The organism is Pantoea agglomerans (assembly GCF_020149765.1).
GTDB lineage: Bacteria > Pseudomonadota > Gammaproteobacteria > Enterobacterales > Enterobacteriaceae > Pantoea > Pantoea alvi.
Genome location: NZ_CP083809.1, coordinates 2,361,378 through 2,384,097, shown reverse-complemented (window position 1 = coordinate 2,384,097; position 22,720 = coordinate 2,361,378). Strand labels below are relative to the sequence as shown.

The window sequence follows — 22,720 nt, the reverse complement described above, 5'->3', positions numbered from 1 at the left end:
TCCATTCAGTAACATGCTATCCACAAAAACCGCGATGAATGACATCGTTTTTCATTCTGTCAGACGCTAATCAGCACCAGCGGCGCGCCGCTGTTGAGTGCCTCAAGGCTGAGCCGGTCGGTCAGGTCACAGGTTTCATCTGTGAAAACGTTGCGGTAACGGCGCTGCGCCAGCGGCTCCTTCAGGGTAATCGACGTCGCGTCGCTGAAGCGCTGGCGGGCGAACGCGAGGCGCGGCACCACCACAATCAGCGCCTGCTGGGCATCGGCGCGGGCGAAGGCGACCGCATGCGAGGCTTCCGTACCGTTGACCACCAGCGGCAGATAGTCGCCGTGGCGGAACAGGGCGTGATACTGCTGGCGCAGCGGCAGCAGGGTAGCGATGGTCTGCTGCTTGAGCTGGCCGCTTTGCCATCCTTCGGGCGCGGAGAAATCGCCGCGCTCGCCCAGCATGCGCTGCAGCGCGTCGAAGTCAGGCTCCAGCCGGTTATCGGGATCCACCAGGCTGAAGTTCAGCGCTTCGCTGCCCTGATAGATATCGGGCACGCCGGGCGCGGTAAGCTTAATCACCGTCTGGCTGAGGGAGTTGATCAGGCCCGCGGCGATAAAGGGCAGCAGTCCCTGGCTGAAGTCGGCGAGGAACTCGGCGTTATCCGGCGAGAGCAGACGGCGCGCATAGTCGAGCACCGCCTTTTCGTAGGCCTCGTCGCCGTCCGCCCAGTTGGTGCGCAGCTTGGCCTCGCGCAGCGCTTTTTCAACGAAGGCGATAAAGCGCGGTTCGATAGCCGCCAGCTGGGCGGCGTCCGCCGCGCCAGAGGCGGGCCAGACGCCTGCCAGCGCCTGATAGAGCATCCACTCTACCGCCGGTTCCGGCGCGGGGCCGCCGTCGAGCGCAACCACCGCGCTGCGGTTCATCTGGCGCCAGCGCGCCACATGCTGCGCCCAGCGCTGCGGCGACTCCGTCAGGGTATAGAGGCGCGCGCGCGCATCTTCGCCGCGCTTGGTGTCGTGCGTCGAGGTGCCGGTAAGGCCGTCGGGCTGACGTTCGCGGCGCAGCTGCATTTCGTCGTGAAAGCGCGCCAGCGAGAAGGGGCGCGGCAGCGGTTCCGCGCCCACTTCGTTAAGCGCCAGCGCCGTGTGCTGGCGGAAAAAGAGCGTATCCTCGACCGATTTCGCCATCAGCGGGCCGGTCAGCTGCTGGAAGCGGGTGCGGAAGGTGGCGGCGTCGTGCGCGACGGCGTCGTCGAGTTCGCCGGTCATAATGTGCAGCAGCAGGTCGAGCGCCGCAGGCGAAAGGTCGGGCGCGTCGCGGCGCACCGCGTCAGCCACGCGTCGCAGCAGGGCCGCGCCCTCCGGCGGCATGCCGGCCGGGGTGCCGTAGCTGCGATAGACCGGAAACGCCACCAGCAGCTCGCGCAGCGCGGCGCGCAGATCCTTCTCCGCCAGCGGCGTCCCGGCAGCGCTGGCGATCGCGCCTGCCAGCTTCAGCAGGGTGGTAAATTCTCCTTCAAAATTCTTATCCGCCATCAGCAGCTTGGCGGCGCGCAGCTGGGCGCGCATATCGACCGGCTCGCCCACCGTCTGATCGTAGGCCTGGCGCAGCGCGGCGATCTGGCGCCCATCCACCAGCGCGTCGGAGAGCGCGGCGATAAATTCATAGCCGGTGGTGCCGGAAACCGGCCAGTCCGCCGGAAGCTGCTCGCCTTCGCCGAGGATTTTCTCCACCGTGATATAGCACTCCGGACCGGCATGCTGGCGCAGCTGCTCCAGATAGCCCCTGGGATCGGCCAGCCCGTCGACGTGATCGACGCGCAGCCCGCTGACCGCGCCCGAATGCACCAGCTCCAGAATCAGCCGGTGGCTGTCGTCGAAGACCTGCGGATCTTCCACGCGCACGCCCGCCAGGCCGGTGATTTCGAAAAAGCGCCGGTAGGAGAGGTCGCGCGGCGCATCGCGCCACGACATCAGCCGGTAGGGCTGGCGATCGTGCAGCGCCGCGATCTGCGCCTTATCGGTCAGCGCCAGCACCTCCGCTTCGCGGCCCTGCCAGCTCGCCGGGGAGAGCGGATAAAAGCTTTCGTAATAGGCGAACGCCGGTTTGCCGCTGGCGGGGTCCGCCTTGATGGCAATTTCACCCTTTTCCAGCACCGCCTCGAAGCTGTCGCCCAGGAAGGGCAGCGTCAGACGGCGCGTCCAGTCGATATCGAAGTAGCGCGCATAGCGGCTCTGCTCGCCGTGCTCAATCACATCGCGCCACCAGGCGTTTTCCAGCGAGGCGGCCATATGGTTTGGCACGATATCGATAATCAGCTCAAGGCCCGCCTGCTTCAGCGTCTCCACCAGCCGGTCGAAACCGGCGCGGCCGCCGATAGCGGGATCGATCGCATTGGCGTCGGTCACGTCGTAGCCGTGGGTCGAGCCGCTGGTGGCGGTAAAGATCGGTGACGCGTAAAGGTGAGTGATGCCGAGCCGTTTGATATAGGGCACCAGCGCCGCCGCGCGATCGAAGGTCATGCCGTTGCGAAACTGAATACGGTAGGTTGAGGCGGGAATAGTCATTGGGCGTCTCCTTTGGCCAGGCGCACGACGATGGCGTTCTGCGGCAGATCGCGGCTATTCTCCGGCCAGGCGAAAATCGTCTCGCCGGGCTGCTCAGGCAGCGGCTGCGCTGTTTCGCCGATATTCAGCGCCAGCGACAGCGTGCCGGCGGGGAAGCGCCAGCTCACCTGAATAAAGCCCTCTTCGCTGCGCTCCACGCGACCGGCATGGCCGCCCGCCGTGGCGAGCAGCGGCACGATATGCTGCTGGCGCAGCGCCAGCAGGCGGCGCGACAGCATAAGCCAGGCCTTGCCTTCTTCGCTCTGCGGCTTGCGCCAGTCGAGCTTCGAGCGGAGAAAGGTCTCTTCGGCGTTGGGATCCGGCACGCTTTCGCCCTCATGGCCGGCGTGACCAGCAAACTCCTTCGCGCGTCCCTCGCGCACCGCTTTGGCGAGGTCGCCGTGAAAATCGGTGAAAAAGAGGAAGGGGTTGCTCTCGCCATACTCTTCGCCCATAAACAGCAGCGGAATATGCGGTGAGAGCAGCAGGGTGGCGAGCAGCACCTGGTTGCGCGCTGGGCCGATCAGGCTAATCAGCCTGTCGCCCTGCGCGCGGTTGCCCACCTGGTCATGATTCTGGATAAAGTCGACAAAGGCCGCAGGGGGCTGGCCGCGGCTGTCGACGCCGCGCGCCTCACCGCTGTGGGGCGAAACTTCGCCCTGATAAGCGAAGCCTTCCGCCAGCACGCGGGCGACATGCTGTTCCGGGTGCGGGGTGAAATCCTGGTAATAGGCGTGGGTTTCGCCGGTGGCAAAGACGTGTACCGCGTTGTGGAAGTCGTCGTTCCATTCGCCGCTGAACAGCGGCGCGTTGCCCTGCTCATCGCGCGGATGCAGGAAAACCACGTTGCGGCTGTCTTCGGTGGTGAGATGGATCGGGCGGTCGGAAATCTCCGCGCGGATGCGCTCGGCGATCTCGATCAGCGCATGTTTCTCTGAGCTATCTTCGATCTGATCGATGGCGTCGAAGCGCAGCCCGTCGAGGCGATACTCCTGCAGCCAGTAGAGCGGCGCCTCGACGATATAGCGGCGCGCGGCGTCAACATCATAGGCGATGCCAGCGCCCCAGGGCGTTACGCGCTCTTTATGGAAAAAGTCCGGCGCCAGCAGCGGCAGGTAGTTGCCTTCCGGGCCAAAGTGGTTCAGCACGATATCCAGCACCACCGACAGGCCGTGACCGTGCGCGGCGTCGATAAAGGCTTTAAAGTCGTCAGGGGTGCCGTAGGCGGCGTGCGGCGCATAGAGCAGCACGCCGTCGTAGCCCCAGCCGCGGTTGCCGCCGAACTGCGACACCGGCAGCACTTCGATCATAGTGATGCCCAGCTCTGCCAGACAGGGGAGTTTTTCGATTGCTGCCTGGAAGGTGCCTTCCGGGGTAAAGGTGCCGATATGCAGCTCATACACCACGCTCTCTTCCCAGGGGCGGCCCTGCCACGCCTGATGCTGCCAGACGTAGCGCGTGGGATCCACGACCAGCGACGGGCCGTTAACCTCATCTTTTTGCGCACGCGAGGCGGGATCGGGCACCACCGTGCCGTCAGCCAGCACAAAGTTATATTCGCTACCGGGCGCGACGCCGGTCGAGAGCAGTTCGAACCAGCCATCCTCCGCAGGACTCATTTGCGTATCTTTGCCGTTAAGACGCAGGTTGACGCTGTGTTGACCGGGGGCCCAGAGAGAGAAGCGGACCGCATCGTTGGCGACATACTCCGCGCCCCAGCTTTTGGTAAATGATGCTGACTCCATTCAATAACCTCGTCTGAATCAAATGTGATCGATAAACCACACCGCGCGGCTCACTTCCGGCGATGCAGGCTGCAAAGGGTAAGACGGAAACGTATGTGGCGCGCCGTCGGTGCAGAGGACGCGTCCGCCGCGCCGGAACGCGGTGACGGCGCAACCGGCTCTTTACGACGCCATACGAAAATCAATCATAGTCCACGCTGGAGGAGTTGCCGGAGCGGGGCACGGCGCAGAATGGGGCTTACGCGGCGCGGGGCGGGAAAAACAGGTGACGGTCGTCACAAATTAAAAAGTGCATCTATACTTGTTACTCTTGCCTGATTTGGTGAAATTATAAGCAAATTCAGGGTGTTGAAACTCATGGAGTAAATGTGGATCAGAATAAACCTGAATCAAACGACAACGGCGCGCCGTCGGCCGATACCGTTCGCCAGCGACTCTTTTTTGTGGTGCTGGTGGCGACAATGGGCGCGCTCGCCTTTGGCTACGACACCGGCATTATTTCCGGCGCGCTGCCCTATATGACGCTGCCGCCTGCGCAGGGCGGCCTCGATCTCACCCCCTTTACCGAAGGGCTGGTGACCTCATCCCTGATCTTCGGCGCTGCGGTTGGCGCCTTTCTTAGCGGCTATGTCTCAGATCGCTTCGGCCGCCGCATCACGCTGCGCAGCCTGGCGCTGATCTTTGTCGCTGGCGCTATCGGCACCGCCGTTGCGCCCAACGTCGAGGTGATGGTGGCGATGCGCCTGCTGCTGGGTGTGGCGGTGGGCGGCGGCTCCTCCACCGTGCCGGTGTTTATCGCCGAGATCGCCGGGCCGCGCCATCGCGCGCCGCTGGTCAGCCGCAACGAGCTGATGATCGTCTCCGGGCAGCTGCTCGCCTATGTGGTCAGCGCGCTGATGAGCTATCTGCTGCACGATGCGAAAATGTGGCGCTATATGCTGGCGCTGGCGATGATCCCCGGCGCGCTGCTGTTTATCGGCACCTTTTTTGTGCCCGCCTCGCCGCACTGGCTGGTGGCAGAAGGGCGCATCAAAGAGGCGATGCGCGTGATGAGGAAGCTGCGCGAAACGCCGCGCGAGGTGCGTAAAGAGATGGTGGCGATGCGCAAACAGGCACGCGAAGCGGAGCGTGGCCCGTCGGCTGGCGAGCTGCTGCGCGAGAAGTGGGTGGTGCGTCTGCTGCTGCTCGGCGCGGGCATGGGCATCGTTATTCAGTTCACCGGCGTGAACGCCTTTATGTACTACACGCCGATTATTCTGAAAACCACCGGCATGGGCACCAGCGCCTCTATCGCCGCGACCATCGGCAACGGCGTGGTGTCGGTGCTGGCGGTAATGGCCGGTATCCGCGCGGTAGGGCGCTTTGGCCGCCGCCCGATGCTGATAACCGGACTGTGCGTCGTGATCGCCGCGCAGCTGGCGCTCGGCTCGGTGCTGGTCTTTATGCCGCAGAATCTGACCCAGAGCCTGCTGGCGCTCGCCTGCATTATGCTGTTCCTGTTCTTTATGCAGATGTGCATTTCGCCGGTCTACTGGCTGCTGATGTCGGAGCTATTCCCGATGAAGGTGCGCGGCGTGCTGACCGGCACCGCCGTCTCTTTCCAGTGGATCTGCAACGCGGCGGTCGCCTTCGCCTTTCCACCGCTGCTGGCGCTGGCAGGCAACAGCACCTTCTTTATCTTCGCGGCAATTAACGTGGCGTCGCTGGCGTTTGTCGCCCTGATGCTGCCGGAGACGCGCGGCAAGTCGCTGGAGCAGATCGAAACCCTGATGCGCGAGCGCTTCGGCGAAGCGGAGGATCCCGCCGCCAGCGGCGCGGCCTGAGGCGCAGGCTGCGGATTATCCCGCTGATAATCCGCAGCTATCACACCAAATACTATTACCGTCTGGCGGCCGATGCGCCGCCCATGAATAATCTCACCATGGCTACTTATCGAATCAAAGTGGGATTTCATAATCCCTCCGCGCTGACCTTCCGGGAGCTGGATCTGATTCTGGCTGAAGCGTCATTCCGCGCCGCGCAGTCACAGCGCGCCGGCGTTCGTTATTTCACGGAGTATGAATATGAGTCGGAGGGCGATCTCTGTTCGGTCTGTGCGCTGGCCTATAGCCACGCCTGCAAGGTGAGGAAGTGTCCGCTGGTGCTGGTGGAGATGCAAAAGGCCGAGGCGGGCGTTTAGGAGCCTGTTACGCCGCGCCTCAGGCGGCTACAGCAGTTCGTCGGCCTGAATCGGCTGCGGATGCCAGCGTTCGACCGCCTGTTTAACCTCATCTTCGCTGGGGTTCTCTTCCGTCGCCACGTTGTAGCGTTTGCCGTCTACCGCGATTACCGTAACCGGCAGCACGTAGCGCTGCAGCACGTCGCGGTCTGGCGAGGTGCTGCTCTCGGTTTCTTCAGGCGCTTTGATCTCCACCTCAACTTCGACCTGACCCGCTGCAAAGCTTTTGACTTCGCCGTGATAGCCGGCGCCGAAAATCAGATAATCCTGGTTCATAGTCTCTCCTGAGCGTGAACGGCATCGCACCGCGCGATGCCGATGGTGACGCGTTATGCCTGTTTCGGCTGGCCGTTCGAGGCGGTAATGCCGCCGTCGACCGGCAGATTAACGCCGGTGATATAGCGCGCGTCGTCGCTGGCGATAAACAGCACCGCGCTGGCGATATCGTCCGGCTCGCCGGCGCGACGCAGGGCGATGCGATCGTAGAAGCGCTCCATCAGCGCCTCGTCGTTTTTCATCTCTTCGGTCAGATCGGTGAAGGTCAGGCCGGGGCAGATGGCGTTAACGCGCACGCCGTCGGCGCCGTAGTCCATCGCCAGCGAGCGGGTAAAGTTGGTGACTGCGCCTTTCGCCGCGTTATAGACGCTCATGCCCCAGTCGCCGCCGAGGCCGGAAACCGAGGAGATATTCACCACGTTGCCGCGGGTTTTAAGCAGGTCGGGCATAAAGTGGTGGATACAGTAGTAAACGCCGTCAAGATCGACCTTCATCAGCTTGTGCCAGTCGTCCGGCTGCACCTCATGAATGCGGCCCTGCACCACGCTGCCCGCGTTGTTAATAAGCACGTCGACGCGTCCATACTTCTCCGCCACGCGATCGCGCAGCGCTTTAACCTGGTCAACCTCCGCCACGTCGCACGGCGCGACCAGATGATCCCCCGCCGACAGCAGCCCCAGCGTCTTCTGCAGCTTCTCCTCGGTTCTGCCCACCAGCACCACGGCGGCGCCTTCACGGGAAAACTGTTGCGCCGTAGCCTGGCCAATACCCGAACCCGCCCCGGTGACAACGACCACTTTTCCGGTAAATCTCGACATGTTCTCTCCTTATGGTGGGGTGAATGACATTACCTTTAAGCCTGGCAGCCAGACGAGATCGTTCAAGCCAGACGGCAATATCCCTGCAATAAGTCTGTACTTTATGGCTGACAGCTGGCCTACACTGTCAGGCACTAACCGAGGAGTAACCATGCCATCACAGACGCTTTCCGCCGACTGCTGCATCGTTGGCGGCGGCCCGGCGGGCCTGATGACCGGCTATCTGCTGGCGCGCGCGGGCCTGCAGGTGGTCGTTATTGAAAAACACGCCGATTTTCTGCGCGATTTTCGCGGCGACACCATTCATCCCTCCACGCTGGAGGTGATGCACCACCTCGGCCTGCTGGAGAAGCTGCTGGCGCTGCCGCACCAGCGCGCCGAAAAGCTGCGGGCGGAGATGGGTGGGGAAGAGGTCACCATGGCCGACTTCTCGCGCCTGCCGGTGCGCTGCCGCTTTATCGCCTTTATGCCGCAGTGGGACTTTCTTAACTTCCTTGCCGACCAGTGCGCCGCTTTTCCCGGCTTCAGGCTGTTGACCTCGACCAGGCTCAGCGAGCTGATTATCGAGCAGGATCGGGTGTGCGGCGTCACCGCGCTGCGCGACGGCCAGCCGCTGACCATCCGCGCCCGGCTGGTGATCGGCGCCGACGGGCGGCATTCAGCGGTCAGGGCGCTGGCGGGGCTGACCAGCCGCGCGTTCGGCACGCCGCGCGACGTTATCTGGTTCCGGCTCGACAAGCAGCCGACGGATCCGGCGATGGGCACCGGCCACAGCGGTCCGCGCAATAACGTTATCGTGATCGATCGCGGCGACTACTGGCAGTGCGGCTTCACTATTGAGAAAGGGGAGTTCGAGGCGCTGCAGCGCGACGGGCTGGCGGCGCTGAAGCAGCGCATCGCCGCGGTGTCGCCGTTCGACGCCGGACGACTGCAGGCCATCGACGACTGGTCGCAGATCCGGCTGCTGTCGATTCGCATCGACCGGCTGGATAAATGGATGAGGCCCGGGCTGCTCTGCATTGGCGATGCGGCGCACGCCATGTCGCCCATTGGCGGCGTCGGCGTCAATCTGGCGATCCAGGACGCGGTAGCCGCCGCCAATCTGCTGACGCGGCCGCTACAGCGCGGCAGAGTCACGCTGCGCGATCTGGCGCGGGTGCAGAAGCGGCGTCAGTTTCCCACCGTCGCCACCCAGTTTCTGCAGATCAAGATGAGCCGTAAACGAGCGGGCGGAAGCGGGAAAAACCCGATGCCGGGCATGCTGCGCAAATGGCCGTTCCTGCGCTTTGTCTTCGGGCGGCTGCTCGGCATGGGGGTTCGCATGGAAAAACCGCGCCGCTTTGCGCCGCGCTGAGGCTGAACGCGCGGCGCAATCCTGTACGTGAGCCATCAACGGCCCCGTCACCAGGACAGGCCTGTGGAAAATCCTCAGCTGCTGACGCGGGATAACAGCGAGGCGCAGCAGCGGCTCTGGCCGCTAGAGCAGCGCAATGCCAAACCGTTTTAACAGCAGCGCCCACAGAGCGAAAAGCGCGATGGTGACGATGCAGGAGATCCCCAGCGTGGGCCAGAAACCGGTGCGCTGGTAGAGAAACGGAAACAGGATAAACATCGGCAGGGTCGGCACCACATACCAGAAGGTGTACCAGGCGTGAGCGGCGATCTTCTCCTGCGCCTGTCCCTCCAGCTTCATCCAGATCAGCACCAGCACGGTAACCAGCGGCAGGGCGGCCAGCAGGCCGCCGAGGCGATCGCTGCGTTTCGCCGTTTCGGATATCAGCACCACCATAAAAGCGGTAATCGCATATTTTGAGATAAGCCAGAGCATAATTTCTTCCGTTACTGACCCGACGCAAAGCTGACGGCGAGCGGCAGCCAGTCGACAATGGGGTGAAGGGGATCGTCAGCCAGGAGAGTGACAGCTTTCAGGCTCGACGGGAAGAGGGAGAAGTGAGGCGGTGCGGACAGAGATCGGGGCGGGGCGCTGACGGGAAGAGACAGACGTCTCTTCCCGTTCTTTCCGCATCAGGCGGAAAGTCGCGCTGGATTATTTACGACCCAGCAGGAAGCCGATAAAAACGCCGACGCCAGCAGCGACCGCCAGACCGGCAAGCGGGTTGGCCTGAACCTGGTCTTTAATGGTGTCAGCCGCGTCGCGCGCAGCGTAGGTCGCCTGGTTAGAATAACGACGCGCCGCACCGCGAACGCGATGACGCGGTGAATCGGTGGCTTCGCCCCATTGCTGCTCAGCGGCGCCAGCAACTTCTTTTACGGTATCTTCGATTTTTCCTGACATTGTTCGTCTCCTTAGGGTTGGCATTCACTCAAAGCGTAGCAAAGCCCGGCGGTTATGCTGCATGTTTACGCTTTTGTTACGCTTTTTCATCTTATGGCGCTGGCTGACCCACCGGGCCGCAGCCGCATGGCGACCCTGGCGGTTGAGGGCCGCCTGGCGCATGAGGCGGCGCTGGGGCGACAGGCGGCGGTGGCGTGCAGGCGGTCAGGGCGAGCGCGGCACTCCCGAGTAAAAAAATCATTACCAGCTGTTTCATACCCATCTCCTGCTCAAAAAAACAACTGGTAAAAGCGTAGCGGGAGAGTCGCCAGCGGGCAAACGAGACGACGGACGATACGCTGTTTAGGTTCGACGCGAATGCAGCGCCAGCGACCAGATATTCCGGCCACATTCGGGACAGCTGCATCTGGCGCCGGCACGCATCTCCTGGGTCAGGCCGCAGCGCTTACAGGCATAGAGTCCATCCTGGGGAATTAACGTGAAGCAGGGGCGATGCGCGGCTGGCAGAACGGAAAGGCCAGGAATGACATCCTCATCCTTAAAGAAATAGAGGCTGAGCTGGCCATCGACCTCAACCAGCCCCAGGCGGATTTGACCAAGATGTTCTGCGCCGGCATGCCGCAGTTCCATTAAGAATTCATCTTCAGAAATATTAAGTTTGTCGAGATTGCTGGAGACATATTTCCCTTCCGAAATAAGCGTAACCACTTCCCCCTCAATTAATGTCGACAGCGCGGTGGAGCGCGACATAGCCCAGGTAGTCAGCCGATAAAGCGTAAGAAGGACGACAAAAACCATGATGACTGGCAGCACCGGCACATCGTCATAAAATGTCACGTCGCCGGAAGCTGAACCCAGCGTTAATATAATCACCACCTCGAAAAGCGACAGCTGTTGAACGCCTCGCCTGCCTGAAATTTTGAGAAAAATAAACACAACGCTATAGGCAATAAAAACGCGAATAACGACTTCAAGAAGAAAGGTATAAGGCAGGTCATTAATAAGAAATTTATCAAGATCGAAGTCGCTCATCTCTTTTCCTTTTCACTATTCCTGATTTTCTCTGCGTAGATAACCTGTCAGTCTGACGTGGCCCGCGGCGAAGCGGGTTAATGGCGCGGGATAAGGTAGATACGTGCGGGCAGGCGAATAATCATCGCCAGCACGACCCGACAAAAGGCTCGTGCTGGCGCCGTTACAGAGGGGCGATAAGCGGAAGTCTCCCTATCGCCACCTCATCACCAGGTGACGCAGATTTTGCCCAGATGGGCGCCGCTCTGCTGGTAACGAAAGGCTTCGCTAAGCTCGGCATAGTTAAAGGTGCGGTCAATCACCGGCTTCTTGCCCATCATCTCCAGCGCCTTAACAAAATCGATCTGATCCTGGCGGCTGGCCACAATCAGGCCTTTAAGCTGCACCTGCTTCGCCAGAAGAGCGAGCACCGAGATGTCCGCCTTGTCGCCGGAAAGAATGCCTATCTGCGCAATATGGCCGCCGACTTTGACCGCTTTCAGGGATTCGTTCAGGGTGGCCGGACCGCCTACCTCCACCACGTGATCGACCCCGAATCCCTGCGTCAGTGCGAGCGCTTTATCGCCCCACTGCGGCGTGGTTTTGTAGTTAATGGTTTCATCGGCACCCAGCGCCCGCACGGCGGCGAGCTTTTCATCGGAGGAAGAGGTGGCAATCACCCTGGCGCCCATCGCTTTAGCAATCTGCAGGGCCGCGACAGAGACGCCGCCGGTTCCCTGCACCAGCACCGTTTCACCCGCTTTCAGCTGGCCATCCGTGACCAGCGCGCGCCAGGCCGTCAGGGCTGAGGTGGTGATGGTCGCCGACTCGGTATGGCTCCAGCCTTGCGGCGCGTGGGTAAAAGCATTTTCCGAACGAACGACATATTCGCTCGCCATGCCATCAACGCCGTCGCCGGGGGTATGGGCAAAGCTGCCGGCTGCGGGCACCGGCTTGCCTGCCGGCCAGTTCGGGAAAAAGGTGGAGACCACAGCATCGCCGGCCTTGAAGGCTTCAACGCCTTCTCCCACTTCTTCCACAATGCCTGCGCCATCTGACAGCAGGATGCGGCCATCCTGGGTGGGGAACTGCCCGCTGGCCACAATCAAATCATGGAAGTTTAGCGAGCTGGCTTTAATCGCCACCCGAATCTCGCCTTTGCCGGGCCTGCCGGGATCGGCAATATCTGACAGGGTAATGTTTTCCAGGCCGCCGGGTGCCTTGAGCGTAACTGCTTTCATTGTGCATCTCCTGTGAGCGCGTAAATTTATCGCATAAGGGATTAATTACCATAAGTCACAGGCGCAATTTGTTAAAGCGAAGGCGGAGATTCGCCAGACGCTGGGGGATAAGATCGGCCAGCAGAGAAGGGCAGGCCGAGGCAATCGCGGCCCGCCCGTCGGCCTTACTCTACGGCGATCGGTTTCTCCTCCACCGCCGGTTGTTCATCCCCCTGAATCTGTTTGATGCGCTGCTCGGTGGCGTTAACCGCGCTGGCGCTGCTCAGCAGGGTATAGGTCAGCTCAAACGTGGTGCTTTGTCCGGGCTGGAGCTGTCTGACGCGACCCTGCTCTTTTTCAATCGTCACCGGATAGGCGTAGTTGGTGCCTGGCTCAATGCCGGTAACATAGCCCTGTTTCAGCGTGTCGGTATTCTTCCACATCGTCAGCAGGGGCAGCTGGTGGGTATCAAACTCAATCGAGGCACCCTTGTCGCCTTTGCTGTTGATCACTGCCGCCAGGGTTTTGCCGCTGCTGTCCGCCTTAGGCACCAGGTTAAAGACCATCTCATCGAAATCTCTGGCAGGTGCGCCGTAGGTGTTCCACGTTTTCAGGCCGGTTTTCGCATAGTCGTTAAAAGGCGAAACCGATTTTAACGGCGCGATAAAGCGCGCATCTTTTTCCAGAATCGGCGTGCCGAAGTTGCTGTGATAAATAATCTGATAATCGTGCGGATAGTCGCCGCGGTTGGTCAGCACGTCGTGCAGGGTAAAGGATTTCGCACCGGGCACGTAACGTAGCTCGGTCCAGGTTTCCAGGTTGGCTTTTTTAAAGGTGTGCTCTTTTAACAGACCGCGCACGCGGATTTCATGGGGCGCCTTATCGTCGATGGTGACCTCAACGCGTGACGCTGGCGTATTGCCTGCTTTGCCGTGCAGGGTATAAATCCTGCCGTCTTTGACCACCGGGTGCCCGGTCCACTCGTAGCCGCAGCGCACCATCATTTCGTTGAATCCTTCCAGCCAGCCTAATCCATTGCGGCTTTCGAGATTGATATAGGCGGGGTTAACCACCTCATCTACCGGCGAATCCCAGCCCAGACGGATGCCATCGCCGTTCACATGCAGCAGATCCATGCCGCGCGTCGGGCTAAGGGCGATAGTCAGGCCATTCTTGCTGGTAATAGTCAGTACCTTAGAGCCTTCCTGCTTGCCGCCATGCAGGACTTTCTGCTGCAGGCTGAAGGCATCGCCAGAAAGCTTCAGCTGTTTGCTGTCAATCTGCCAGTTTCCCTTGTCGGTACCCGCTTCAGCATCGGTCAGCACCCACGTTTGTGCTGCTGCCTGACCGCTTATTGCCGCCATTACCATACCTGCTAAAAGTGCTAATTTCATTTTTACGCATCCTGTTGCTGAATTGATTTAGCTTATGCCGCGCAAGAGTATAAATAGCCGCCGCAGGAAAACGTGATGCGCTTCACCTGGCGCAATTTTCTGTTAAAGGAGTGAAATAAATCAGATCTTTGTCACAGGTTTTTGCTCAGGCACTAATGGTTTGTGCAGGAAAAAGAGACAAAGCGCAGGGAGATGAGGGGGCAGGATTAAATCGTTTCAGCTTTACCGCAGCTTGCCTGCCCTGAGATAAGCCGTCAGCGTCATCCGCCAGCGCCTTACTTATTACGCTGACGGTGACGGCGACCGGTTTTATGCTTGGCCGCTTCTTTTCACCTGCGGATGTTATATATCCCGCAGACGGCTCAGAATAGTGCGCCTGAAGGCGAAAATAATGGCGCACAGCATCAGGCTGAGTAGGGCGGTGCAGATAAAGACGCCCGCGCCGGTCAGCGCCAGCATCACGCCGCCGATCAAGGGGCCGGCAGCGATCCCCAGCGTCGTCAGCATCGAGGCGCCCAGGTAAGCGCCGCGATGCCTGGCCGGCGCCAGCTGATCGAGCAGAATGTTCAGGTTCGGCATAAGAATCGCTTCTCCCAGGCTGAAGATGCCAGTGACCGTCAGCCACAGCCAGATTTCCGTTGAGCGCAGGGCAAAAAAGCAGAGCTGCGACAGGGCAAAAATCATGCCGCCCAGAAGAATGCGTTTCGGCAGGTTCATCTGTGCCATAAAGCGCACGATAAATGTCTGAAACACCAGCACGGTACAGGCATTTGTCACCAGTATCATGGTGATGAGTTTCACTGCCCCGTTGCCGTCAAGCAGCAGCAGGTACTGGGGCAGTATGGCTTCGTAATGGATAAACACCACGCTGCATAAAATGCTGCACAGCAGCGCCGCAATAAAGGTCTTATCCCCGGCGATAATACCCATCATCTCGGTCAGCTTAACCGACGGCTCGCTGCCAGCCTGCTGCTCGCTCAGCAATTTACCGGACGGGATAAACAGCAGCACGTAAGCGAAAAAAGGCAGGTAGCTCAGCCCGGTTAGCAGAAAGGTTCCCTTCTGAGAGGTCAGGCCAAAGGCGATCCCCACCAGCGGACCAAATACCGCCGCGACGTTGATCAGGTAGTAGCGCATTTGCAGCGCCAGCGCACGGCGACGACGATCGCCCAGCAAATCACTCATCAGCGCGCGCAAAGGGGGATCGACCCACGCAAAGGAGACGCCCGTAATCATAAGGCCGACGATAAACAGCCCCAGCCCGGCGGCCTGCGCCAGGATAATATATCCCAGCGCGGAAAAGGCGCAGCCCAGCAGAAGGATCACGCGCCGGCCGAGCCGGTCCGATATCTGCCCGCCATACATGCCCAGCACTACCGAAAACAGCGCGCTGCCGGTCATCGCCACGCCAATGGCGACTGGCGACAGGTGATAATTTTGCGTCATGATCACGGCGATAAACGGCCATGCCATAAAATAGCTAAATCGTATAACCAGCGTAAAAAAAAGCAGCGCATGGACAGCCGCCGGAAAGGATTTTAGCGTCTGGAACAGACCGGGTTCTGGCCGTGCGGCAGCGGCGTGTTTAGTCGGCATACTTTATCCCTGTAATGGTTTTTATTAACACCCTGAAACGCTGTTGAATATAAGTGATTAAATAGTAATAAATTTATTATTTGGCTGCGGCAAGATAAATGTAGCCAGACTGTTTAATTCGTCAGCTTATGATGTGAAGACTCTTTGTTGCAGCGAAATATAAGGGAAAGCGCAACGCAGACAATTAAATGCGGAAGTTAGTGCTGAAATAACGCACGGCCTGCTCTCCCTGTGCACATTTAACTCCTCTTATCAGTGAGACCAATCACAGTAATTGCTGAAGCTCTGGCTAGATGAGTCGATAACCCCTGCTCAGCTCATCTTTTGATGCTGACCAGGGATCATGAGTACTGATTGCGAACGGACCTGCTTTTAGCCCTCTTTTTTACAACACCAGCCTATGCACGCTTTTTAATTACAGTGGAAATAATAATATGTCTGCTTTTAAGACAATGGGTAAAAGTCTACTCGGTTCACGTTTTGCCGGCGCCTCTCAGCCCGCTAACGGCATTTTTAACTGTGAGAGTCTGCCGGCCTCGCTCTCTGCGGCAGGTCTCAGCCCGCGCGCGGCGGGGGTACTGCTGACGTTCGTGCCGCCAGAGGCTGATTTCCAGAAAGTCAGTCAGGCGTGGCAACGCTTTACCTCAGCGGATTTAACCGTCATTACGCTCTCCTCTAACGGCGCCCTCAGCGCCAGCGGCAGAGAGACAACCTACTGCAAAGGGGATGGTCAGGAAGGGAGCTGGCTCTGGTTGCCCCGCAGCCTGATTGCGGAACATGAAACCCATATCGTCGACCTGCACCTCAATGACACCCACACGGCGACCGATCGCATCAGCGCGATTGAGCAGGAGCTGGCCGCGCTGAAGCTGCGTATGCCGCTCTCTGCCGATCGCACCTTCGCCATGATCTACTGCGACGGGCTTTCGGCGTCGGAGGGATTTTTGATGCAGGCCTGGTACAACAGCGGCCGCTTTCCCTGCCTGGCCATCGGCGGCTCTGCGGGCGGGCGAGTCACCTTCGACGGCACCTGGATTGGCGTCGGCGGTCGCGTGCTGCAGGGGAAAGCGGTTATCGTTTTCTGCCGTATGGCGGCGGGCAAATCCTTTGCGCCCTTTAAAAGCCAGAACTTTGAGCCGCTGAATAAGAGCTGGCTTATTGCGGAAGCCGATCCGGTGACCCGCACCCTGACCTCGGTGTTTAATCAGCAGGGGCAGCAGCAGCCGTTTACGCAGGCGCTGGCGCAATATCTGGAGTGCAACGAACAGCAGCTTACCGAGCGGCTGAAAGGGCTGACCTTCGCCGTGAAAGTGGGGGAGGCATTTTTTATTCGCTCCGTCGCGAAAATAGCGAGCGGCAGCGTGCAGTTTTTCTGCGACCTGGAATTTGGCGACCGGCTCTACCTGATGCGCGAAACCGATTTCAAGCAGGCTACACTGCGCGACTGGCAGGCATTTACCGGGCGTCACGGCAAACCGGCGGCGATCCTGATGAACGACTGCATACTGCGTCGCGTAGGCAACGCCGATCGGCTGCATGACGCCCACTTTTTTAAAGGCATTCCCGCTGCCGGCTTCTCCAGCTTCGGCGAGATCCTTGGCGTGCCGATTAACCAGACCCTTTCTGCGCTGGTGTTCTTTAATCACGACGCCAATGCGATGGCGCAATTTCCCGTGGAGTATGCCAGCTATGCGGCACACTACGCCCAGCGCGCCCTGCGTCGCTGGGAGGCGTTGAACCGCGTGCAGTCAGGCGTGCTGGCGCGCGTGGTGAACTATCAGCAGGAGCTGGCGCCTATCGTGCAGGCGCTGCCGGTGCTGGAAGCGGCGACCCAGAGCCAGAGCGAAGCGCTCACCATGGCCGAAAGCACCATCCGCGCCATCAGCGATATCGCCAAAGAGAGCCAGCAGGCGCAGGGCCGTTTAGGCGAGGGGCTGGACGATCTGGAAGAGATCTCAAACGGCATCAACGTCATCACCCATGGCATCAGCAACATCGCCTTCCAGACCAATATTCTGGCGCTTAATGCGGCGGTTGAAGCGGCGCGCGCGGGCGAGGCGGGCAGGGGATTTGCCGTGGTGGCGGGCGAAGTGCGCCGTCTGGCCCACTCATCCAAAGAGCAGGCGGAAGCGACGGCGAGCAATATCAGCGATGCGGTGAGCACCATTTCACGCATTCGCGACGTGGCGACCAACACGGTGCAAACCGCCACCGATATGGCGGAGCGCAGCATTCAGGCTGCCGATACCATCGCGGCAATGAGCCATCGTACGCGCGAGGAGCGCGCAGACATGACGAAACAGCTGGATAGCCTGCGCACCCTGACCGCCGGCATGGACGCCATGCAGGAGGCCGTGGCGGAGCTGAAGGTGCTGCAAACGCTCTCCACCCGCCGGTAAGGCACCGCCGGCGCAGCGCTCTGCAGAGTGGCCGCGCCGGCGGCAAATAAAGCCCTGAGCCTCCGATGCTGTTGCGCCAGCGGCAGGTTTGCGGCGCGCCACGATCCTGACTACTGTTTCTGAGTACTCTTTTTCACGAGCGGCTGGGCCGGCAGGAGGAACGATGAAGCGCGATGCATTAAATGAAGAGGATTACGACGAAGTCTGCCGGGTTATTGGCGATGCGGTGGTGGTGCTGGCCGAATCGGGCCATGAGACCAAACGGGAAGAGATTTCCGCGCTGCTGAAACGTGCGCGGCAGCACCGTTCCCACAGCGAACGCGATGAGCAGCGGATGCTGGAGCACGCGATCCGTCTGGTTAAGCCTTAAACGCGGGCTGCGCAGCTGCACCCCACGCTTAAATAAAAGCCCGCAGAAAGCGGGCTTTACCTGTTGGTGAGCCGTTCAGGCGCAGGGGATCCTGCAGCCCCTGCAGTTTTTGCTGCACTTCTTCGCAGGGGCCATGCTTCAAGAGCATTGAGCGCCATTTGCCGGTTTCTTATTACTGGACGCCGAAGTGCTGCTTTAAGTAAAGGCCCTCTGAAGTGATAAATCATCGTGCCTTCAGGCGCACCAGATGCCCGGAATAGTGCGTCCGACTCGCCCAAAGGCTGAGATGGCAGCAGGTTATTATCCCAGGGCAGGGGGTGTGCCTGCCCATCAGTCTGTTCGAGACGTGTATTCCCTTTTAAGCAGCCTTGCCCATCACGGTTTTAAACAGCAGCGCATCCAGCAGCGCATCATCATTTTTGTGTGGCGGCGGAGCGAGCGTCACTTCAGCACGCAACAGCTCATGCTCGATAAAGGCATGCAGCACCGGGCGGCGTGGCCCAAACTGCGCCTCGCCGGCGCGCTGTTTGGCGCTAAGCAGTTCAGCAATATCCTCGAGTAGCGGTCCCGCCTGCACGGTTCCCTCTAGCAGCCGATCGAAGCGCATAGGCGGCGCGCCTTTGCCCGCTTCTATCCAGCGTACCGCCAGCAGCGGACGCAGCACATAAAAGTACTTTTTCAGCCTGACTTCATCGCTCTGCAAATAGTGATGGAAGTTCTTGTGGGCCATCGAGCGGTAGTGCCAGCGCGCCCGCTCGGGCGAAAAGAAACGATCGCCCATCGTCCGCAAGTCAGCCATAAGCTCCTCATCCTGCTGATAGATAACAGGCGAATCGAGCCAGTCGATCAGCGTCGGGTTGGCACGCTTTAACAGACCCAGCGCCTTGCGCCACTCCCAGCCGCATACGTCGAGTTCGGCATCGACAGGCTTTTCGATAACGTCGCGCGGCGACTCAACGCGCAGGTACCACTCAGGTTTATGCACGTAGAGAAAACGCACGTCATAATCGCTGTCCGGCGAGGCGAATCCCCAGCCCCGGCTGCCTGATTCGCAGGCGAACACTATCCGGACATCGTGCTCGGCTTCCGTCTGCGCCAGAACCGCACGAACGCGGGCGCGCATTGACTCATCGACCCCATGTAATCCCGTTTCTATCTTCATCCTGCTCTCCCTTTTATCCTTTAACGCAGACCACCTGGCGCAGCGTGTGAACGATCTCTACCAGCGAGGACTGCGCAGCCATAACGGCATCAATGTCTTTGTAAGCCATGGGTATTTCATCTATGACGTCACGATCTTTACGGCACTCAACGTGGGCCGTGGCGCGGATCTGATCGTCGAGGGTGAAACGATTTTTAGCGGCGGTGCGGCTCATGGTGCGTCCCGCGCCGTGGCTGCATGAGCAGAAGCTCTCTTCATTGCCCAGTCCGCGAACGATAAAGCTTTTGGCGCCCATCGAGCCGGGAATAATGCCCATCTCGCCCTGCTGTGCCGACACCGCTCCCTTGCGCGTAATCAATACCTGCTGATTGAAGTGCTTCTCTTTCTGCACATAGTTGTGATGGCAGTTCACCGCCTCCTGATGGGTGGCGAAGGGTTTGGTAATGGTGGCGGACAGCGCTGCCAGCACCCGATTCATCATCACCTCGCGGTTGTGGTGCGCATAATCCTGCGCCCAGCCTACCGCTTCCAGATAGTCGTCATAATGACGGCTGCCTTCCCGGAAATAGGCGAGATTGCGATCGGGAAGATGGGCAATATGCTGCTGCATATCTTTCTGCGCCAGCGTAATAAACAGCGTGCCGATCGCATTGCCCACGCCGCGCGAGCCGCTGTGCAGCATCACCCAGACCCGATCGGCCTGGTCGAGGCAGATCTCGATAAAGTGGTTGCCTGTGCCGAGCGTCCCCAGATGCTGGTGGTTATTGGTTTTCAGCAGCTGCGGATAGCGCTCCGTCAGGCGCTTAAACCGTCCGGCCAGCTGCGACCAGTGCGCATCAACATCAGGCGGCGTCTCGTGCCATGCTCCCTTATCCCGTTTACCGCGGCTGCTGCTGCGCCCGTGCGGCACGGCTTGCTCGATGGCGCTGCGCAGGCCCAGCAGGCTGTCAGGTAAATCGGCGGCGACCAGAGAGGTGCGTACTGCAATCATACCGCAGCCGATATCGACGCCGACGGCCGCCGGAATAATGGCGCCTAGCGTCGGGATCACGCTGCCAATCGTGGAGCCTTTACCCAGGTGCACATCGGGCATAACGGCCATGTGTTTAAAAATAAACGGCATGCTGCCCGTATTCAGCAGCTGCAGTCTGGCTTCTGGCTCGACGGGGACACCTTGTGTCCACATTTTTATCGGCGCGCCGGCGCCAGACTGGAGCAGGTCAAATTGAGGTTTCATCATTTTTTCGTCATTGGATCTATACATGACGTTATACATAGCGAATAGCGTGCCAGAATCGGGAATTAGCGAGGAATAGAAATAACTATCTGTATTTAAATGGTTTAATTTGGAAGGGAGAGTTTGCCAGGCAAGGTCGAGAGAGATATTCTTATTCTTTTGGATAGGCTTTTATATAAAAGGATAAAGCATGAAAAAGCGCGTCGTTATCGGCGTTCTGGGCACACAGCTCGACAGACGCGGCAAGCGCGAGCATCGCTGGACCAAATGGCGTCCCAGCGTGGCGCTGTGCCAGCACCATGACCTGCCGATCGACCGCTTTGAGCTGCTGTACCAGCCGCGCGACCTCAGCCTGGCGCAGCGGCTGACGGAGGACATTGCCGCCGTCTCACCGCACACGACGGTGATCCCCCATGAGGTAAGCCTCAATGATCCCTGGGATTTTGAAGAGGTGTATAGCGCGTTTCTCGATTTCGCCGAACGTTATCCTTTCGACACCGAAAACGAAGAGTATCTGGTGCACATTACGACCGGAACGCATGTGGCGCAGATTTGCTGGTTTTTGCTCACTGAAGCACGCTATCTGCCGGCCAGCCTGTTACAGACTGGCCCAGGACAGCAGGGGGAAGCAACGCCGCAGGGCGTCTATTCGGTTATCGACCTCGATTTAAGCCGCTATGCGACGTTAACCAGCCGTTTTCAGCGCGAGCAGCAAAGCTCGGTCTCCTTTCTGAAATCGGGCATTGAAACCCGCAACCCGACCTTTAACGCGCTTATCGAACAGATTGAACGCGTCGCGCAACGGTCAAGCGCCCCGGTGCTGCTAACCGGGCCAACGGGCGCGGGTAAATCTTTTCTGGCCGAGCGCATTTTCCAGCTGCGGCAGGCACGTCATCAGGTGCAGGGAAAGTTTGTGGCGGTAAACTGTGCGACGTTGCGCGGCGATAACGCGATGTCAACGCTGTTTGGCCATGTGAAAGGGGCCTTTACCGGCGCGCAGGCAGCGCGCGTGGGTCTGCTGCGCGAGGCTGACGGCGGCATTCTGTTTCTGGACGAAATTGCCGAGCTGGGCCTGGATGAACAAGCTATGCTGCTGCGTGCGATAGAAGATAAATGCTTTTTTCCCTTTGGCGCAGACCGCGAAGTGAGCAGCGATTTTCAACTGATCGCCGGTACGCACCGGGATATGCGTCAGTGGGTCAGGGAAGGGCGCTTCCGGGAGGATCTTTACGCGCGTATCAACATGTGGACGTTCAGGCTGCCGGGCCTCGCTGAGCGGCGGGAGGATATCGAGCCTAACGTCGATTATGAACTACAGCGCTTTATTCGCGACAATCGCAGCCAGATACGCTTCGACAAAGAGGCGCGCGCCCGCTACCTGAGTTTTGCCAGCTCAGAGGCCGCCGCCTGGCACGGCAACTTTCGCGAACTCGGGGCGAGCGTTGCGCGGATGGCCACGCTTGCTGAAAATGGCCGCATTACCGCCGCGCTGGTGGAGGAGGAGCTTGGCCGACTACAGGAGACCTGGCAGACGCCCGAGCAACCGCAAGCCTCTCTGCCGGTGAAGCAGGCGATCGACCTGTTCGACCGCGCGCAGCTGGAAACCGTTCTTGCGGTGTGCCGGCGCTCAGCCTCACTCTCCGAAGCCGGACGTGAGCTTTTCGCCATTTCCCGCCAGCAAAAAAAGCAGCCAAACGATGCGGATCGCTTGCGCAAGTACTTAAAGCGTTTTGATTTAAGCTGGGAGGAGGCGCGGCGGGCATAAACCCGCTTTCGGTCGTGCCGCCAGGCGCCCAGCGCTATGCCTGCTGCGCCAGCAGCCCCGGACGGCTGGCGGGATACCAGCTCACCAGAAAATGCCGCAGGTGATCGAGGCACCACTCCGCCTCGTCACGCTGCTGGCAGTAGTACATCACCGTCACCTTTTCATATTCCCGCGCGCGCTGGCGCAGCGGCGACCAGCCCCACTCCAGCACGCAGCGGGCGAAGTTAAGCAAGGCGTCCGGTGCCATAGCGTGCTGCGTCGCCTGCTCGCGCAGGTAGCGCCAGAAAGCCTGATCGAGCGTCAGCGTCTCCTGGCTGGCGGCCGGCAGCTCGGGACGAAAGGCAAAATCGATAAAGCCGCACACCGCGTCGGCGCGCTGCTGCCAGTCGCAGGCCAGCGTCATAAACAGCCCCTCCTGCAGATTGACCTCCTCCAGCAGGCGACGCAGATTGGCCGACTGAGTCAGCACCGCAATCTCATCAATACGCTCCGTCTGCAGCGTAAGATCGATGCCGCACGGGTTCAGCGAACCGTCTTCGTTGCGCGTGGCGGGGAAGGGGAAATCGATATAGCCGTTATTGTCCAGTCGCTTTTCCATGAAGGGTGAGCCTGCAGC

General features: G+C 59.9%; 19 protein-coding genes. 6 read left to right on the top strand and 13 right to left on the bottom strand.

Annotated elements, in window-relative coordinates:
- Positions 1-59: 59 nt before the first annotated feature.
- A complete protein-coding gene (treY, locus tag LB453_RS14030; protein WP_103795528.1) occupies positions 60-2,558 on the bottom strand; it encodes a malto-oligosyltrehalose synthase in 2,499 nt (832 codons plus the stop codon).
- Positions 2,555-4,342 (bottom strand): malto-oligosyltrehalose trehalohydrolase, encoded by a 1,788-nt coding sequence (treZ, locus tag LB453_RS14025; RefSeq protein WP_103795529.1) that lies wholly within the window; start codon positions 4,340-4,342, stop codon positions 2,555-2,557. The genes treY and treZ overlap by 4 nt, the downstream gene beginning before the upstream one ends.
- A gap of 461 nt (positions 4,343-4,803) precedes the next feature.
- Here treZ and LB453_RS14020 point away from each other — a divergent pair, with 461 nt between their 5' ends.
- Both LB453_RS14020 and LB453_RS14015 read left to right on the top strand, forming a co-directional pair.
- A complete protein-coding gene (locus LB453_RS14020) occupies positions 4,804-6,165 on the top strand; it encodes a sugar porter family MFS transporter (RefSeq protein ID WP_411970225.1) in 1,362 nt (453 codons plus the stop codon).
- A gap of 98 nt (positions 6,166-6,263) precedes the next feature.
- A complete protein-coding gene (locus LB453_RS14015; RefSeq protein WP_081141082.1) occupies positions 6,264-6,521 on the top strand; it encodes a hypothetical protein in 258 nt (85 codons plus the stop codon).
- A gap of 27 nt (positions 6,522-6,548) precedes the next feature.
- Here LB453_RS14015 and LB453_RS14010 read toward each other — a convergent pair whose 3' ends face one another.
- Positions 6,549-6,836: a hypothetical protein gene (locus LB453_RS14010; protein ID WP_103795531.1), complete on the bottom strand. Its 288-nt coding sequence runs from the start codon at positions 6,834-6,836 to the stop codon at positions 6,549-6,551.
- Positions 6,837-6,889: 53 nt separating this feature from the next.
- Positions 6,890-7,654: an SDR family NAD(P)-dependent oxidoreductase gene (locus LB453_RS14005; RefSeq protein ID WP_224481448.1), complete on the bottom strand. Its 765-nt coding sequence runs from the start codon at positions 7,652-7,654 to the stop codon at positions 6,890-6,892.
- A 151-nt stretch (positions 7,655-7,805) separates the two neighbouring features.
- Here LB453_RS14005 and LB453_RS14000 point away from each other — a divergent pair, with 151 nt between their 5' ends.
- Entirely contained in the window at positions 7,806-9,008 is a 1,203-nt protein-coding gene (locus LB453_RS14000; RefSeq protein ID WP_103795533.1) for an FAD-dependent oxidoreductase, read from the top strand.
- A gap of 123 nt (positions 9,009-9,131) precedes the next feature.
- On the opposite strand, the gene LB453_RS13995 is transcribed toward LB453_RS14000, so the two are convergent.
- From LB453_RS13995 to LB453_RS13970, 6 genes are all read right to left on the bottom strand, one after another.
- On the bottom strand, positions 9,132-9,482 hold the full coding sequence (locus LB453_RS13995; protein ID WP_103795534.1) for a DUF3147 family protein: 351 nt from the start codon (positions 9,480-9,482) through the stop codon (positions 9,132-9,134).
- 219 nt (positions 9,483-9,701) lie between these two features.
- The gene (locus tag LB453_RS13990) at positions 9,702-9,950 is read right to left on the bottom strand and encodes a YqjD family protein (RefSeq protein ID WP_048785201.1); all 249 of its coding nucleotides are present in this window, start codon (positions 9,948-9,950) and stop codon (positions 9,702-9,704) included.
- A 342-nt stretch (positions 9,951-10,292) separates the two neighbouring features.
- Complete coding sequence (locus LB453_RS13985) at positions 10,293-10,982, bottom strand: YetF domain-containing protein (RefSeq protein WP_103795535.1); 690 nt, start codon at positions 10,980-10,982, stop codon at positions 10,293-10,295.
- Between the two features lie 206 nt (positions 10,983-11,188).
- Complete coding sequence (locus LB453_RS13980) at positions 11,189-12,202, bottom strand: zinc-dependent alcohol dehydrogenase family protein (RefSeq protein WP_103795536.1); 1,014 nt, start codon at positions 12,200-12,202, stop codon at positions 11,189-11,191.
- 164 nt (positions 12,203-12,366) lie between these two features.
- On the bottom strand, positions 12,367-13,575 hold the full coding sequence (locus LB453_RS13975; protein WP_103795537.1) for an aldose 1-epimerase family protein: 1,209 nt from the start codon (positions 13,573-13,575) through the stop codon (positions 12,367-12,369).
- 342 nt (positions 13,576-13,917) lie between these two features.
- Positions 13,918-15,171, bottom strand: a complete 1,254-nt coding sequence (locus tag LB453_RS13970) for an MFS transporter (RefSeq protein ID WP_103795538.1) — start codon at positions 15,169-15,171, stop codon at positions 13,918-13,920.
- A 434-nt stretch (positions 15,172-15,605) separates the two neighbouring features.
- Here LB453_RS13970 and LB453_RS13965 point away from each other — a divergent pair, with 434 nt between their 5' ends.
- A complete protein-coding gene (locus tag LB453_RS13965; protein ID WP_103795539.1) occupies positions 15,606-17,570 on the top strand; it encodes a methyl-accepting chemotaxis protein in 1,965 nt (654 codons plus the stop codon).
- 163 nt (positions 17,571-17,733) lie between these two features.
- Positions 17,734-17,940 (top strand): DUF2767 family protein, encoded by a 207-nt coding sequence (locus LB453_RS13960; RefSeq protein WP_103795540.1) that lies wholly within the window; start codon positions 17,734-17,736, stop codon positions 17,938-17,940.
- 358 nt (positions 17,941-18,298) lie between these two features.
- Here the strand turns inward: LB453_RS13960 and LB453_RS13955 are convergent, their stop codons facing one another.
- The gene (locus LB453_RS13955; protein WP_103795541.1) at positions 18,299-19,102 is read right to left on the bottom strand and encodes a DNA polymerase beta superfamily protein; all 804 of its coding nucleotides are present in this window, start codon (positions 19,100-19,102) and stop codon (positions 18,299-18,301) included.
- A gap of 13 nt (positions 19,103-19,115) precedes the next feature.
- Positions 19,116-20,342 carry an RtcB family protein gene (locus LB453_RS13950; RefSeq protein WP_103795581.1) on the bottom strand — a complete coding sequence of 409 codons (1,227 nt, stop codon included), beginning with the start codon at positions 20,340-20,342 and terminating at the stop codon, positions 19,116-19,118.
- Positions 20,343-20,529: 187 nt separating this feature from the next.
- On the opposite strand from LB453_RS13950, the gene rtcR reads away from it, so the two are divergent.
- Positions 20,530-22,104, top strand: a complete 1,575-nt coding sequence (gene rtcR / locus LB453_RS13945) for an RNA repair transcriptional activator RtcR (RefSeq protein ID WP_103795542.1) — start codon at positions 20,530-20,532, stop codon at positions 22,102-22,104.
- Between the two features lie 34 nt (positions 22,105-22,138).
- On the opposite strand, the gene LB453_RS13940 is transcribed toward rtcR, so the two are convergent.
- Positions 22,139-22,702 (bottom strand): hypothetical protein, encoded by a 564-nt coding sequence (locus LB453_RS13940; RefSeq protein ID WP_103795543.1) that lies wholly within the window; start codon positions 22,700-22,702, stop codon positions 22,139-22,141.
- Positions 22,703-22,720 lie beyond the last annotated feature (18 nt).

What these genes read in the sequence shown, in the direction of transcription:
- LB453_RS13975 (WP_103795537.1), bottom strand. Translation starts at nt 13,575, where the DNA reads ATGAAATTAGCACTTTTAGCAGGTATGGTAATGGCGGCAATAAGCGGT.
- LB453_RS14005 (WP_224481448.1), bottom strand. Translation starts at nt 7,654, where the DNA reads ATGTCGAGATTTACCGGAAAAGTGGTCGTTGTCACCGGGGCGGGTTCG.
- LB453_RS13970 (WP_103795538.1), bottom strand. Translation starts at nt 15,171, where the DNA reads ATGCCGACTAAACACGCCGCTGCCGCACGGCCAGAACCCGGTCTGTTC.
- treY (WP_103795528.1), bottom strand. Translation starts at nt 2,558, where the DNA reads ATGACTATTCCCGCCTCAACCTACCGTATTCAGTTTCGCAACGGCATG.
- LB453_RS13960 (WP_103795540.1), top strand. Translation starts at nt 17,734, where the DNA reads ATGAAGCGCGATGCATTAAATGAAGAGGATTACGACGAAGTCTGCCGG.
- LB453_RS13990 (WP_048785201.1), bottom strand. Translation starts at nt 9,950, where the DNA reads ATGTCAGGAAAAATCGAAGATACCGTAAAAGAAGTTGCTGGCGCCGCT.
- LB453_RS14010 (WP_103795531.1), bottom strand. Translation starts at nt 6,836, where the DNA reads ATGAACCAGGATTATCTGATTTTCGGCGCCGGCTATCACGGCGAAGTC.
- LB453_RS13995 (WP_103795534.1), bottom strand. Translation starts at nt 9,482, where the DNA reads ATGCTCTGGCTTATCTCAAAATATGCGATTACCGCTTTTATGGTGGTG.
- LB453_RS13980 (WP_103795536.1), bottom strand. Translation starts at nt 12,202, where the DNA reads ATGAAAGCAGTTACGCTCAAGGCACCCGGCGGCCTGGAAAACATTACC.
- treZ (WP_103795529.1), bottom strand. Translation starts at nt 4,342, where the DNA reads ATGGAGTCAGCATCATTTACCAAAAGCTGGGGCGCGGAGTATGTCGCC.
- LB453_RS13955 (WP_103795541.1), bottom strand. Translation starts at nt 19,102, where the DNA reads ATGAAGATAGAAACGGGATTACATGGGGTCGATGAGTCAATGCGCGCC.
- LB453_RS14000 (WP_103795533.1), top strand. Translation starts at nt 7,806, where the DNA reads ATGCCATCACAGACGCTTTCCGCCGACTGCTGCATCGTTGGCGGCGGC.
- LB453_RS13940 (WP_103795543.1), bottom strand. Translation starts at nt 22,702, where the DNA reads ATGGAAAAGCGACTGGACAATAACGGCTATATCGATTTCCCCTTCCCC.
- LB453_RS13965 (WP_103795539.1), top strand. Translation starts at nt 15,606, where the DNA reads ATGTCTGCTTTTAAGACAATGGGTAAAAGTCTACTCGGTTCACGTTTT.
- LB453_RS14020 (WP_411970225.1), top strand. Translation starts at nt 4,804, where the DNA reads ATGGGCGCGCTCGCCTTTGGCTACGACACCGGCATTATTTCCGGCGCG.
- LB453_RS14015 (WP_081141082.1), top strand. Translation starts at nt 6,264, where the DNA reads ATGGCTACTTATCGAATCAAAGTGGGATTTCATAATCCCTCCGCGCTG.
- LB453_RS13985 (WP_103795535.1), bottom strand. Translation starts at nt 10,982, where the DNA reads ATGAGCGACTTCGATCTTGATAAATTTCTTATTAATGACCTGCCTTAT.
- rtcR (WP_103795542.1), top strand. Translation starts at nt 20,530, where the DNA reads ATGAAAAAGCGCGTCGTTATCGGCGTTCTGGGCACACAGCTCGACAGA.
- LB453_RS13950 (WP_103795581.1), bottom strand. Translation starts at nt 20,342, where the DNA reads ATGATGAAACCTCAATTTGACCTGCTCCAGTCTGGCGCCGGCGCGCCG.